The organism is Vibrio cionasavignyae, from assembly GCF_050337155.1.
Taxonomy (GTDB): domain Bacteria; phylum Pseudomonadota; class Gammaproteobacteria; order Enterobacterales; family Vibrionaceae; genus Vibrio; species Vibrio nomapromontoriensis.
The window spans coordinates 187,399-200,693 of the sequence record NZ_JAKJSR010000010.1; the positions used below are offsets into that span (position 1 = coordinate 187,399).

The window sequence follows — 13,295 nt, forward strand, 5'->3', positions numbered from 1 at the left end:
ACCTAAATTATATTTTTTTTCTAAGACAATGAATATGAGGGGAAAATCCCTCTTTATTATATAGATTAAGTGCCGCTCGATTAAAATTCCACACTTCAACCATTATTTGCGATGCCCCAAGTTCACTTAAACGTTGCTCTGCCTCGGCAAGTAACGCTTGTGCATAGCCGTGTTGTCGGTAACTTGGCAGGACAAACAGTTCATCGATATTCCCCACTAAACAAGCGCGACTAATCGGGGATACAAGTTCACAAAACTGCGCCGTAACAAAGCCAACGATTTGATTGTCAAAGGACTGTGAACCATCAACGGTGAGTACTAGGACCAAACACTCAGGTGAGTCTAGATAACGGGCAATACTCTTTTCTTGCTGCACTTCTTCCGCGGACTTGAAATCTTCTGGCACGGCTTTGTGATGATACTGATGTAATTCATACATAAGCTCATTCAACGTTTCCAGATCGTCTGCTTTCGCAGAACGGATAGTAAAGGCTAAATCGATCATAACGGGATTAAATGTTGCAAAAAAGAGAGCTGTTTACAAATGTACGCCTAGTGTGAGGGTTTTGTCAGGTATGTGCAAATAAAAAAACATAAGGAAATATGATGGCCGACACTCTTGGGACAGTATCACACAAATCACTGACTATACTTACCAAAAAGCCAAGGAAAACCAAGATGAGGCAATCACTACTGTTATTACTATTTTCGTTATTACTATGTCCGTTATTACTATGGTCCCCCTATTCATTGGCCACATTGCCAATGAAGTGCTCGTTAACCGCGACAAGCGACCACTTTTGGTTTTATCAAGAGCAACTGGTTTTTCAAAGTGAACAGTTCGTCATTTTCCAAAATTTTAAAGGCAGAGTCGTCACACAGATTGACCTAAAGACCGGAAAATTCAGCCGAACCACATATATCGGCGAACCATTTACGCCAAAATATCAAATACTATTTGGCAGCTGCGAAGAACCGAACCATATCCTTAAAATGTGGCACATGAATTCGGTTCCTTACGACAATTAGTTTCGACGCTTCGTTTAACAACGGGTTAGTCTGTATGCAGTGCTTTTTCAAGTTCGGACAAACTGCTCGGATCATCTATTGTCGATGGTACGGTATAACTCTCACCATCAGCAATTTGTCGAATGACACGACGTAAAATTTTGCCTGAACGCGTTTTTGGCAAACGCTCTACGACCAGTGCATGTTTGAAACATGCTACCGCCCCTATCTCTTGGCGAACTTTGCCAACTAATTCATGCTCTAGTTCACCATTGTCCACGTTCACACCGTCTTTCAATACCACAAAACCTAGTGGCAACTGCCCTTTTAAGTCATCATGCACCCCTACCACAGCGCACTCAGCAATGGCAGGGTGACCGCCAACGATCTCCTCCATTTCTCCAGTAGATAATCGGTGTCCAGCGACATTTATGACGTCATCGACACGACCCATGATAAATAAATAGCCATCGTCATCCAGATACCCGCCATCACCTGATACATAATAGCCTTCAAATTGACTCAGATAGCCCGATTCAAAACGATCGTGATTTCGCCATACTGTAGTCAAACAACTCGGTGGCAATGGCCGCTTCAGCGAAACAAAACCCTGTTGATTGGCTGCGACTGGTTCACCTAATTCATTTAATATCTCGACCTTAAATCCCGGGCTTGGTTTAGTGGAAGACCCCGCTTTAATTGGCATAGCTTCAATTCCGAGAGGATTACAAGAAATAGCCCAACCAGTCTCGGTTTGCCACCAATGATCGATAACAGGTTTTTGGGTATGTTGCTCGACCCAATCAAGAGTCGGTGGATCAAGTCGTTCACCTGCCATGAAAATGCTTTTCAGCCCACTTAGGTCATAGTTTCTGAGCGCTAAACCGTCAGGGTCTTCTTTCTTAATCGCACGAAACGCCGTAGGGGCTGAGAATAAGACTTTCACATCATACTCTTCACAAACCCGCCAAAACGCACCGGGATCGGGGGTTCTTACCGGTTTACCCTCAAACAATATAGAGGTGCAGCCATGAATAAGTGGTGCATAAACAATATACGAGTGCCCCACTACCCACCCCACATCCGAAGCCGCCCAAAACACGCCATCGATAGGCATATCGTAAACCGTGTTCATTGAATATTTCATCGCCACGGCATGCCCACCATTATCACGCACCACACCCTTTGGCTTACCCGTTGTTCCAGAAGTATAAAGAATATACAGCGGGTCAGTCGCCAGCACGGGTACACAAGCATGTGGCAGAGCTTTCTCGTACTCAACTTGCCAATCTAGATCGCGGCCTTGACCTAACTCGGCTTCACATTGCTGACGCTGAAGCACAAAGACTTTTTCAGGTTTCCATCGGCTGTCCATGATTGCTTGGTCAACCAAAGGTTTATATGGCAGGACTTTATTTATCTCAATACCACAAGAAGCGGTCATAATGACTTTTGGTTCGGCATCTTCAATCCGTACAGCGAGTTCACTCGGAGCAAAACCACCAAACACCACCGAATGAATCGCTCCAAGTCGTGCACACGCTAACATTGCCATTGCGGCTTCAGGGATCATTGGCATATAAATAACAACACGGTCGCCTTTTGTAACGCCTTGCTTAGCCAACATTCCTGCAACTTTCGCCACTTTATTTCTTAATGAATAGTAACTAAATTGCTGCTTAACTCCCGTAACTGGTGAATCATAAATAAGTGCGATATTGTCACCGCGGCCTTGCTCACAATGATAATCCAATGCCAACCAAGCGGTATTCATTAGGCCATCAGGGAACCAACGTTCAATACCATTTTCATCTTTTTCTAATATGGTTTTTGGCGCTTCAAACCAATCAATCGCTTTTGACTGATGCTGCCAAAACGACTCTGGTTGTTGCTCGGCCCACTGATATTCTTTTTGATATGCAGACATAATGCGTCCTCCAATATGTCTAATTCATTGTATCCGATGGCACGCGAACCCAACCTTCCATAAGGATTCTCGCACTTCGACTCATGATAGCTTTATCGACAGTCCAACCTGCTGATGCTTTTGACGCGGTCGCGCCGACTTTTAACGTCCCAGACGGATGACCAAATGTCACCGCCTGCCGAGCGCCACCGCCTGCTGCCAGATTGACCACCGTTCCCTCCACACTTGCGGCACAAGCGATAGCAACTGCTGCCGTGCCCATCATTGCGTGATGCAATTTTCCCATAGACATCGCTCGTACTAACAAATCAACATCATCAGCACTAATTGGCTTGGCACTAGATGAGAGGTAGCTTTTAGGCGGTGACACAAATGCCAGTTTCGGAGTATGTTGTCGGGTCTTTGCTTGTTCTATCGAATCAATCAGGCCCATTTTCACCGCGCCAAAAGCGCGAATGCTCTCAAACTTGTCGAGCCAGTTTGGGGCACTATTAATATCATCTTGAAGCTCATCGCCATTTAAACCGAGTTCATTGGCATCAATGAAAATTGTCGGAATACCCGCATTTATCAACGTTGCATTGAAAGTGCCGATGTTGGGAACGCTAAGAGCATCGACAAGATTACCTGTCGGAAACATAGAACTAGTACTGTCACTAGGATCGACAAACGCGACTTCGATCTCCGCCGCAGGAAATGTCACACCATCTAGCTCAAAATCACCCAACTCTTGTACTTCACCATCGACAATACGGACATTGGCAATAATCGTCTTGCTGATATTGGCTTGCCATATTCTCACGGACACAACACCATTTTCAGGAATCTTCTCTTTATCGACAAGTCCGCTATGAATGGCGAATGGACCTACCGCCGCAGATAAATTGCCACAATTACCACTCCAATCTACAAACGCTTTATCGATGGATACTTGCCCAAACAGATAATCAACATCATGCTCTGAGCAAGCACTCTTAGACACAATTACCGTTTTACTGGTGCTTGAGGTTGCGCCACCTAACCCATCAATCTGCTTAGCATAAGGATCTGGGCTACCAATAACGCGCATCAGCAGTTTATCTCGCGCCTCACCTGGTTGTTGGGCTTCTATCGGCAGGTCTTGCCGATTAAAAAACACCCCTTTACTCGTCCCACCGCGCATATAGGTCGCAGGAATTCTGATTTGTTTGGTCATAAATCCTCCTACTGCGCTAAGAAATCTTGAGCGAAGCGTTGTAAAACACCACCAGCTGAGTACACCTTCACTTCATCTGCGGTATCCAATCGGCATGTCACGGCCACATCAAGCTTTTCACCGTTAGCTCGAGTGATCACCAATGCTAGATCGCAACCTGCTTTAATTTCCCCGGCTACATCGTAGGACTCCGTACCATCAAGCGCTAAGGTCTTTCGGTCTGTTCCGGTTTTAAATTGCAGTGGTAATACGCCCATACCCACTAAGTTGGTACGGTGAATCCGTTCAAAGCCTTCCGCTACAATCGCTTCAACTCCCGCTAAGCGCACACCTTTCGCAGCCCAATCTCGAGACGAGCCTTGCCCATAGTCGGCACCTGCAACAATAATCAATGGCTGTTTGCGAGCCATATAGGTTTCAATCGCCTCCCACATGCGAGTCACCTTGCCTTCTGGCTCTATACGCGCCAGTGAACCTTGAACGACAACCCCCTGCTCTTCCACCATTTCATTGAATAGCTTAGGGTTAGCAAAAGTAGCTCGTTGCGCCGTTAAATGATCGCCTCGGTGCGTCGCGTATGAGTTATAGTCTTCTTCAGGTACACCCATAGTAGTTAAATACTCACCCGCGGCACTACTTGCTAAGATGGCATTGGAAGGTGACAGATGGTCAGTGGTAATGTTGTCACCTAAAATTGCTAGCGGCCTCATCGCTTGTAGTGTGCATTTCCGAGCTAACGCCCCTTCCCAATAGGGCGGTCTACGAATATAGGTACTTTGCGCACGCCAATCGTAAAGTGGACTGCTAGATTTTTCAGCTTCATCCGGTTTAAACATCTGGATATAAACTTGATTAAATTGCTCAGGCTTGACGTGCTGATTCACCACCGCATCAATTTCTTCGTCGCTTGGCCAAATATCAGCCAGATAGATAGGCTGACCTGATGCATCAAGCCCAAGCGCATCACGCTCAATATCAAATCGAATCGTCCCCGCCAACGCGTAAGCGACAACTAAAGGTGGCGATGCTAAGAACGCTTGTTTCGCATAAGGATGGATACGCCCATCAAAATTTCGATTTCCAGACAATACTGCTGTCGTGTATAGATCGTTGTCGACTATCTCTTTTTGAATTTTGGGATCCAGTGCGCCACTCATGCCATTACACGTTGTGCAAGCATAGGCCACGATACCAAACCCTAGTTTCTCTAACTCAGGCAGTAACCCGGCGTCTTCTAAGTACAATTTAGCGACTTTGGATCCCGGAGCAAATGAAGATTTCACCCAAGGTTTACGAAGTAACCCTAACTGGTTGGCTTTTTTCGCGATAAGACCAGCTGCTACCACGTTTCTTGGGTTACTCGTATTCGTGCAAGAAGTAATGGCTGCAATGATGACAGCGCCATCTGGTATTTCGTCAGAGTGTTGTTGCCACTCACCCGCAATACCCTGCTGGGTAAGCTGCGCGGTGGGTAAACGTCGATGCGGGTTAGACGGCCCTGCCAATGTACGTTCCACAGCAGACAAATCAAACTCCAACACCCGTTCATAATTAACATTTTCTAGTGTTTTCGCCCATAAACCTGTGTGTTTCGCATACTGTTCAACAAGCTTAACTTGTTCATCATCGCGTCCGGTGAGCTTAAGGTAATTGATAGTTTGTTCATCAATATAGAACATCCCGGCCGATGCCCCATATTCTGGCGTCATATTCGATATGGTTGCTCGATCGCCAATGGTTAAATTTTTGGTTCCTTCTCCAAAAAACTCCAAATAGCTCGACACTACTCGTTGCGCACGAAGAAACTCCGTCAGTGCCAAAACAATGTCCGTCGCAGTTATCCCCGGTTGACGCTCACCAATTAAACGCACGCCGACAATATCGGGTAATCGCATCATTGAAGGGCGACCAAGCATAACCGTCTCAGCCTCAAGCCCACCAACACCAATAGCGATGACGCCAAGTGAATCGACATGCGGAGTATGGCTATCGGTACCCACACACGTATCGGGGAATACAACACCCTGCTTAACTTGTACAACAGGGGAAAGCTTCTCTAGATTGATTTGATGCATAATGCCGTTACCAGCAGGTACGACACTGACGTTCTCAAATGCGGTTTTGCACCACTCAATAAAATGGAAACGATCTTCGTTTCTACGCTCTTCGATAGCACGGTTTTTTTCAAAAGCGTCCGCTTCAAAGCCCGCATGTTCCACCGCTAAAGAGTGGTCGACAATAAGCTGAGTTTCGACCACTGGATTGACACTTGCAGGATCGCCACCTTGATTGGCAATGGCATCGCGTAGGCCAGCTAAATCAACCAACGCAGTTTGTCCAAGAATGTCGTGACAAACGACACGCGCCGGATACCAGGGAAAGTCTTTATCTCGACGTCGATAAATAAGCTGGGACAGACAACCTTCTAACTCAGATGAGTCACAACGACGCACCAGATTTTCGGCTAATACCCGTGACGTATACGGGAGCTGCTCGTACGCGCCCGCTTCAATATCATTGACCGCCGAACGCGCGTCATAATAATCCAGCTGCGAATTGGGGAACGACTTGCGATATTGATAGTTAACGGTTGGGTTAGAGTCACTTGTTTGATTAGACATATTCCACATCCTTTGCCTTACCGGTTAATCACGCTCGTCAATAGCGACCCATTCTCTTGCATCAGGCCCTTCATAATCCGCACTTGGCCTAATAATGCGATTATTAGCTCGCTGCTCGTAGACGTGCGCAGCCCAACCAGTTAATCGACTCATAACAAAAATTGGTGTAAACAATTTAGTGGGAATATCCATGAAGTGATAAGCAGAAGCATGGAAGAAGTCAGCGTTACAGAACAAACCTTTCTCACGTTTCATTACCGATTCAACTCGAACTGAAACGTCATAAAGGTACGTATCCCCAACCGCTTCAGATAACGATTCTGACCAACGTTTGATCAATGCATTTCTTGGGTCACTCTCTCGATAAATGGCGTGACCAAAGCCCATAATTTTGTCTTTATTAACCAGCATTTGCATGATGTTGGCTTCCGCTTCTTCAGCGCTACGCCAATCTTGGATCATATCCATTGCCGCTTCATTTGCCCCACCGTGCAGCGGACCACGTAAGGTGCCAATCGCAGCTGTGACGCATGAATGAATATCTGAAAGCGTTGACGCACAGACTCTGGCGGCAAACGTGGACGCATTAAATTCATGCTCAGCATATAGGATCAAAGAGCAATGCATGACTTTCTTATGCAGTTCCGAGGGCGCTTTGTCAGTGAGCATTTTAAGAAAGTACCCACCAATACAATCTTCCGTATAGTCTTGGGTCTCAATTCGAACCCCATCATGACTATAGCGGTACCAGTAACAAATAATCGCAGGAAACAACGCTAACATTCTTTCTGTTGCAGATTCTTGCTGTGAAAAGTCTAACTCCTGTTCCAAATTACCCAACATTGAGCAGCCCGTTCTCATTACATCCATCGGATGTGCATCCGCAGGAATCAGCTCTAACGCTTTTTTGAGTGATTCAGGTAAACCACGCAACCCAACCAGTATCGTCTTATATTCATCCAGCTCTTTTTGATTAGGTAAATGACCTCGAAGTAACAGGTGCGCCACTTCTTCAAATTGTGCATTGTTAGCAAGATCGGTAATATCATAGCCTCGATACGTTAACCCCGTTCCCGACTGACCGACTGTACATAAAGATGTGGTACCCGCGCTCTGGCCTCTAAGACCTGCTCCACCTAGTGTTGAATTAGGCATATTGAACTCCTTTTCCCGCTCTTGTCCTTTATAGGATCTATTATCACGGCATCATGTTATTGGATTAATTTAGTTAAATGGTTTTCTTACAATTCGTCTATTTCACGTATCATTTCTGATCAGCAAACAACTGATCTAGCTTATCTTCGTAACTGTGATAATTCAGGTGTTCGTACAGCTGGGCTCGTGTTTGCATGCCTCCCGTCAACGCCTCTTGATTACCGACATCTAGTAAGTGCTGGTATACGTTTTCCGCCGCTTTGTTCATCGCTCTGAATGCTGAAAGAGGATAAAGCACCATATCAACACCAACGCTCGCTAGCTCGTCACAACCAAACAGAGGGGTTTGACCAAATTCAGTAATATTGGCAAGAATAGGTACCTCTTTCCCGGTTGCCTCGTTCAGCGCCGCTTTAAACTGCTTGTAGTGTTCTAATGACGTCATCGCTTCGGGAAAAATCATGTCTGCGCCCGCTTCCACATAAGCAATGGAACGCTGTATAGCTTTGTCCATCCCCTCTACTGCTAGTGCATCAGTTCTCGCCATGATGACAAAGCTATCGTTCACTTTGGCGTCCACGGCAGCTTTAATGCGATCAACCATTTCTTGTTGGCTTACCACTGCTTTGTTCGGACGATGTCCACAACGTTTTTGCGCCACCTGATCCTCAATGTGAACGGCAGCCGCGCCCGCTTTTTCTAATGCTTTAATCGTACGCGCGATATTAAAAGCACCGCCAAAACCGGTATCAATATCCACAAGTAGAGGTAAGTCACAAGCATTCGTGATGCGTTCAACATCCACTAACACGTCATTAAGTGTGGTAATACCAAGATCTGGCAATCCATACGACGCATTAGCGATTCCTCCGCCAGAGAGATAGATGGCTTGATGCCCAACGTTTTTCGCCATCATGGCGCAATATGAGTTCACCGTTCCGACCACCTGTAACGGGTTATTATTAGTAACAGCGTCACGAAATAGTTGACCTGGGGATACTGACATTTTCTGTCTCCTTGTCTTTTTAATGCTCTTATTGTCGACAACTAGAGCACTACGATTGATTTTGATTAACTCTTTAGACTTTTTTCTATTAACACTTTGCTTCTTGAGATATGTCGCCTCATCAATAGCTCGGCCAATTCTTGATCTCTATTCTTTATGGCGTCCAAAATAAACAAATGTTCTTTTAGCGCCGCCTCTGGGCGAGACTGGGTTCTAGGGGATTGATAGCGATACATCCTAAGTAAGTGGTAAAGCTCATTACACAACAAATTCACTAACTGACTGTTTTGACTTGCTTTGATAATTCGATAATGGAAGTCAAAATCCCCATGCTGATGAAAATACGATGCTCCATCTACTTCGTCGATGTGCTCCGAGTGCCTTGCTAATAGCCCTTCCAGTTCACTCACTTCTTGATCACTGATATGCTGCGCGGCCAATCTTGCCGCCATCCCTTCTAAGGCTTCACGAACGGAGTAAAGCTCTATTAACTTCTCTTGAGACAATGTGATAACCCTAGCGCCTACATGCGGGATACGTTCAATAAGGCCAAGCCCCTCTAGTCGCATGATAGCCTCGCGTAAAGGACCACGACTCACTTCAAAACGCTTTGCCAATTCCGGCTCGGATATTTTGCTACCGGACGCAATTCTTCCCAGAACGATCTCTTCTATAAGGCACTCTGTTAAATTCTCTGACTTAGTTCCTTCTTTAGAAGAGACTTCATCGCTCATTACTAGACCTACATTCATCTACGCTATCACCTATTAAAAAAGCCACACTGTTGACAATCCCGCTAACCACCTGGCTATTTAAGCAACGATTTGCGTCAAATTCAACCACATTGTCGACAATGTAGACTAATGTCTAACATTTACATATTGCCATGAACTTTATGAACAATATTTACCCTATGCCCTTTATTCTCAATATCGACGCTTTATTGATAACCTTGTAACAAATACATAACCTTTGACTAACCCAGAGAGGTCCCGTCAGGTGAGCAAATACTGGCAGACAATAGTCAACATAAGGAACGTGAACATGTTTAAGGCATTAAAACCAACACTCGCTGCTTCAATCGTGGCAGCAACACTGTCATTTGGTAGTTATGCAGCTGATCTTGAAAAAATTCATTTCATCATCCCTGGTGGCGCAGGCGGCGGTTGGGATATGACCGCTCGTGGAACCGGTGATGTATTGGTAAAAGCGGATATTGTCGACAATGTTTCCTTTCAAAATCTATCCGGTGGTGGTGGCGGCAAAGCAATTGCTCACTTAATCGAAACCGCTGAACGCCAAGAAGATACGTTGATGGTGAATTCCACACCTATCGTGGTTCGCTCACTAACTGGTGTATTTCCCCAATCTTTCCGCGACTTAACGCCTGTTGCAGCAACTATTGCTGACTACGGCGCGATTGTCGCCCCTGCAGATTCACCATATAACACATGGGAAGACGTAGTCGCAGACTTCAAAGAAAACCCACGCAAAGTAAAAATTGCCGGCGGTTCAGCACGCGGCAGCATGGACCACCTCGTTGTGGCGGCGGCATTTAAAGGCGAAGGTTTTGACCCTAAGAAAGTACGTTATATTGCCTACGATGCGGGCGGTAAAGCCATGGCAGCACTGTTATCTGGTGAAACTCAACTACTTTCTACAGGCTTAGGCGAAGTACTTGAAATGTCTAAATCAGGCCAAGTCAAGGTGATTGCAGTAACGGCACCTAAGCGCCTAGAAGCGGCACCCGATATCCCAACACTCACCGAATACGGTAACGAAACCGTCTTTGCTAACTGGCGTGGATTCTTTGCGGCGCCAGGCGCAAGCGAAGAGAAAATCAAAGAATGGACGGATGCGTTGTCGAAAATGTACACCACCGACGAATGGGCAGTTGTTCGTGACCGCAATGGTTGGATTGATAACTACAAACCTGACCAAGACTTTTATAAATTCCTAGAAGATCAAGAAAAGCAAATGGGTACACTGATGACAGAACTCGGTTTCCTGAAAAAATAGTCATTGCACCTAAACCTGTGACCCGGTAAGTCATTCTCCGGTCTACCGGGTACTTATTTAGAGGAGTAAACCTCCTCTAACCTTTATTTTTGCCGTCCATAAGACACAACAATGAATCCTTCAATTCATTGGCGTGACTAGCTGTACTCCTTTGTTTATAGGGTATCGCTGACAGAGTCTTTGGTTGTGAGTCCTCAACTGCTTCTCTGTTAACTACCCTCTTGGGTCGAATGCCCATCGGCCCCTTATGGACGGCTTTTTCTTTGCTTCATTTTTGCAGTTTATTTGATTATTCGCTGGAGCCAGTTATGTCAAATTTCACCTTAAAAACGTTTACCAAGCAGAATTTACTCTGCCGTGACCGTGTAGGTGCGATGATTTTTCTCATTTTATGTCTTGGATACGGATACCAAGCATCACTTATTCCGATGTTTCCAGGAGATGAATACGAACCTTTCACCGCTCGTACATTGCCTACTATTCTCACCTTTATCGGTATTGGCTTATCTCTACTGCTACTCGTCACTGGACAACCTGATGAGAAAAAAGAATCTGAAGCCAATATGAATTGGCTCCTACTCGGTGGATTTATCGTCTTAATGGCACTGTATGGAATTGGGCTGACCTATTTGGGTTTTGTTCTCGCCACCGGTTTTTTCCTTATGTTCGGATTCTATCTACTGGGAGAACGACGTAAGAAAGTCCTGTTCGGCGCATCATTTCCTTTTGTGATCGCTTTCTATCTCATGCTGACTCAAGGCTTAGATATCTATCTTGAGCCAGGCATCATCTTTACTCTTTGGTAGGATCCATTATGTTAGACGGAATTTTACAAGGCTTATCGACAGCCATCATGCCAATGAACATCATGATGGTGATCGTTGGGTGTTTTGTGGGCACCTTTATCGGCATGCTACCGGGCTTAGGTCCTATCTCTGCTATCGCCCTAATGATCCCAATCACCTACGGACTAGATCCTTCTTCGGGGCTGATCCTTATGGCTGGCGTCTATTATGGTGCTGTTTTTGGTGGTTCAACCTCCTCCATTTTGATTAATGCTCCGGGTTGTTCATCAACAGTGGTAACCGCATTTGATGGCTACCCTATGGCGCAAAAAGGCCAAGCCGGAAAAGCGCTGGCACTCGCAGCCTACTCCTCTTTTACCGGTGGTACCCTTTCTGCCATCATGCTGTTGATCGCAGCCCCTGCATTAGCGCAAGTCTCACTTAGCTTCCAATCATCGGACTACTTTGCTCTTATGTTACTTGGACTTTCTGCTGTCGCCGCGTTTGCTGGTAAAGGGCAAGTCATTAAGGCTTGGATGATGACCATCTTAGGGCTAATGATTTCGACCGTTGGCATTGATAAAGGTGTGGGGGTTGAGCGCTTTACCTTTGGCTTAACTGACCTGATGGATGGCTTTAGCTTCCTGCTACTTGCCATGGCAACCTTTGCTCTTGGTGAAACGTTAATGGGCATTCTAAAACCCGAACAAGACACCAGAAGTGAAGAGCAAAACCTAATGAGCGACATTGGTAGCATGAAAGTGACCAAAGAAGAATTTAAAGAGGTGGCTCCTGTGTCCATTCGCTCTTCCATTCTTGGTTTCTTCACCGGTGTGTTACCAGGCGCTGGTGCCACAATCGCTGCCTTTTTATCTTATGGTATGGAGCGAAACCTAGCACCAAAAGAAAAGCGCGACGAATTCGGCAAAGGCAGTATCCGTGGGCTCGTTGCTCCGGAATCGGCAAACAATGCCGCCTCAAGTGGCTCGTTTGTTCCACTGCTCACTTTAGGTATTCCTGGTTCTGGTACGACAGCCATAATGTTAGGGGCGCTGATTGCCTATGGTATTCAACCCGGTCCTCGCCTTTTCGTTGAGCACCCTGACGTCTTTTGGTCTGTCATTATTTCAATGTACTTTGGTAACGTCGTGCTTGTCATACTGAATCTACCGTTGATTCCATATATATCTAAGCTACTCGCGGTACCAAGAACCGTTCTACTACCCATGATCATCTTTTTCTCAATCACTGGTGTCTACCTAGTTTCATTCAATACCATGGATGTATTTATTATGATTCTTGTGGCGATGGCTGCCATTGCGTTGCGGTTAGCGAAGTTTCCGCTTGCGCCACTTTTACTAGGGTTTATTTTAGGTGGGCTAATGGAAGAAAATCTACGTCGTGCATTAATGATTGCAGATGGAGAGCTAAGCTTTTTATGGGATCGCCCTATCACATTCGCCTTTACCTCGTTGGCAGTCGCGGTTCTCATCGGCCCAGCGGTTATTTCACTCATTAAAAAGTTCTTCTACCACCCCAAAAAGGTAGAGTCGTAAAACATAGAGCCTTCCCTGTCTCA

Annotated in this window: 11 protein-coding genes; 4 read left to right on the forward strand and 7 right to left on the reverse strand. The window is 45.7% G+C overall.

Annotation, left to right across the window (positions count from 1 at the left end):
- Positions 1 to 7 precede the first annotated feature (7 nt).
- On the reverse strand, positions 8 to 505 hold the full coding sequence (locus L4D74_RS04080) for a GNAT family N-acetyltransferase (protein WP_428750843.1): 498 nt from the start codon (positions 503 to 505) through the stop codon (positions 8 to 10).
- 173 nt (positions 506 to 678) lie between these two features.
- Between L4D74_RS04080 and L4D74_RS04085 the strand changes: the two genes are divergently transcribed.
- Positions 679 to 1,029 carry a hypothetical protein gene (locus tag L4D74_RS04085; RefSeq protein ID WP_428750844.1) on the forward strand — a complete coding sequence of 117 codons (351 nt, stop codon included), beginning with the start codon at positions 679 to 681 and terminating at the stop codon, positions 1,027 to 1,029.
- A 25-nt stretch (positions 1,030 to 1,054) separates the two neighbouring features.
- Here the strand turns inward: L4D74_RS04085 and L4D74_RS04090 are convergent, their stop codons facing one another.
- The 6 genes from L4D74_RS04090 to L4D74_RS04115 all read right to left on the reverse strand — a co-directional run bounded on the left by L4D74_RS04090 (position 1,055) and on the right by L4D74_RS04115 (position 9,664).
- Entirely contained in the window at positions 1,055 to 2,935 is a 1,881-nt protein-coding gene (locus L4D74_RS04090; RefSeq protein ID WP_428750846.1) for a propionyl-CoA synthetase, read from the reverse strand.
- Between the two features lie 19 nt (positions 2,936 to 2,954).
- The gene (gene prpF / locus L4D74_RS04095; RefSeq protein WP_428750848.1) at positions 2,955 to 4,130 is read right to left on the reverse strand and encodes a 2-methylaconitate cis-trans isomerase PrpF; all 1,176 of its coding nucleotides are present in this window, start codon (positions 4,128 to 4,130) and stop codon (positions 2,955 to 2,957) included.
- Positions 4,131 to 4,138: 8 nt separating this feature from the next.
- Entirely contained in the window at positions 4,139 to 6,751 is a 2,613-nt protein-coding gene (acnD, locus tag L4D74_RS04100) for a Fe/S-dependent 2-methylisocitrate dehydratase AcnD (RefSeq protein ID WP_428750849.1), read from the reverse strand.
- 24 nt (positions 6,752 to 6,775) lie between these two features.
- Positions 6,776 to 7,906 (reverse strand): bifunctional 2-methylcitrate synthase/citrate synthase, encoded by a 1,131-nt coding sequence (gene prpC / locus L4D74_RS04105; protein WP_428750851.1) that lies wholly within the window; start codon positions 7,904 to 7,906, stop codon positions 6,776 to 6,778.
- A gap of 109 nt (positions 7,907 to 8,015) precedes the next feature.
- Positions 8,016 to 8,912, reverse strand: coding sequence for a methylisocitrate lyase (gene prpB / locus L4D74_RS04110; RefSeq protein ID WP_428750853.1), 897 nt, complete (start codon positions 8,910 to 8,912; stop codon positions 8,016 to 8,018).
- A 65-nt stretch (positions 8,913 to 8,977) separates the two neighbouring features.
- Positions 8,978 to 9,664 carry a GntR family transcriptional regulator gene (locus L4D74_RS04115; protein ID WP_428750855.1) on the reverse strand — a complete coding sequence of 229 codons (687 nt, stop codon included), beginning with the start codon at positions 9,662 to 9,664 and terminating at the stop codon, positions 8,978 to 8,980.
- A gap of 292 nt (positions 9,665 to 9,956) precedes the next feature.
- On the opposite strand from L4D74_RS04115, the gene L4D74_RS04120 reads away from it, so the two are divergent.
- The 3 genes from L4D74_RS04120 to L4D74_RS04130 all read left to right on the forward strand — a co-directional run bounded on the left by L4D74_RS04120 (position 9,957) and on the right by L4D74_RS04130 (position 13,272).
- Positions 9,957 to 10,931, forward strand: a complete 975-nt coding sequence (locus tag L4D74_RS04120) for a tripartite tricarboxylate transporter substrate binding protein (RefSeq protein ID WP_428750857.1) — start codon at positions 9,957 to 9,959, stop codon at positions 10,929 to 10,931.
- A gap of 308 nt (positions 10,932 to 11,239) precedes the next feature.
- On the forward strand, positions 11,240 to 11,737 hold the full coding sequence (locus L4D74_RS04125; protein WP_428750859.1) for a tripartite tricarboxylate transporter TctB family protein: 498 nt from the start codon (positions 11,240 to 11,242) through the stop codon (positions 11,735 to 11,737).
- An 8-nt stretch (positions 11,738 to 11,745) separates the two neighbouring features.
- A complete protein-coding gene (locus tag L4D74_RS04130; protein WP_428750861.1) occupies positions 11,746 to 13,272 on the forward strand; it encodes a tripartite tricarboxylate transporter permease in 1,527 nt (508 codons plus the stop codon).
- The last annotated feature ends 23 nt before the right edge of the window (positions 13,273 to 13,295 follow it).

Excerpts from the sequence above, each read along its gene's own strand:
- L4D74_RS04080 (WP_428750843.1), bottom strand. The coding sequence starts at position 505 with ATGATCGATTTAGCCTTTACTATCCGTTCTGCGAAAGCAGACGATCTG.
- L4D74_RS04085 (WP_428750844.1), top strand. The coding sequence starts at position 679 with ATGAGGCAATCACTACTGTTATTACTATTTTCGTTATTACTATGTCCG.
- L4D74_RS04090 (WP_428750846.1), bottom strand. The coding sequence starts at position 2,935 with ATGTCTGCATATCAAAAAGAATATCAGTGGGCCGAGCAACAACCAGAG.
- prpF (WP_428750848.1), bottom strand. The coding sequence starts at position 4,130 with ATGACCAAACAAATCAGAATTCCTGCGACCTATATGCGCGGTGGGACG.
- acnD (WP_428750849.1), bottom strand. The coding sequence starts at position 6,751 with ATGTCTAATCAAACAAGTGACTCTAACCCAACCGTTAACTATCAATAT.
- prpC (WP_428750851.1), bottom strand. The coding sequence starts at position 7,906 with ATGCCTAATTCAACACTAGGTGGAGCAGGTCTTAGAGGCCAGAGCGCG.
- prpB (WP_428750853.1), bottom strand. The coding sequence starts at position 8,912 with ATGTCAGTATCCCCAGGTCAACTATTTCGTGACGCTGTTACTAATAAT.
- L4D74_RS04115 (WP_428750855.1), bottom strand. The coding sequence starts at position 9,664 with ATGAATGTAGGTCTAGTAATGAGCGATGAAGTCTCTTCTAAAGAAGGA.
- L4D74_RS04120 (WP_428750857.1), top strand. The coding sequence starts at position 9,957 with ATGTTTAAGGCATTAAAACCAACACTCGCTGCTTCAATCGTGGCAGCA.
- L4D74_RS04125 (WP_428750859.1), top strand. The coding sequence starts at position 11,240 with ATGTCAAATTTCACCTTAAAAACGTTTACCAAGCAGAATTTACTCTGC.
- L4D74_RS04130 (WP_428750861.1), top strand. The coding sequence starts at position 11,746 with ATGTTAGACGGAATTTTACAAGGCTTATCGACAGCCATCATGCCAATG.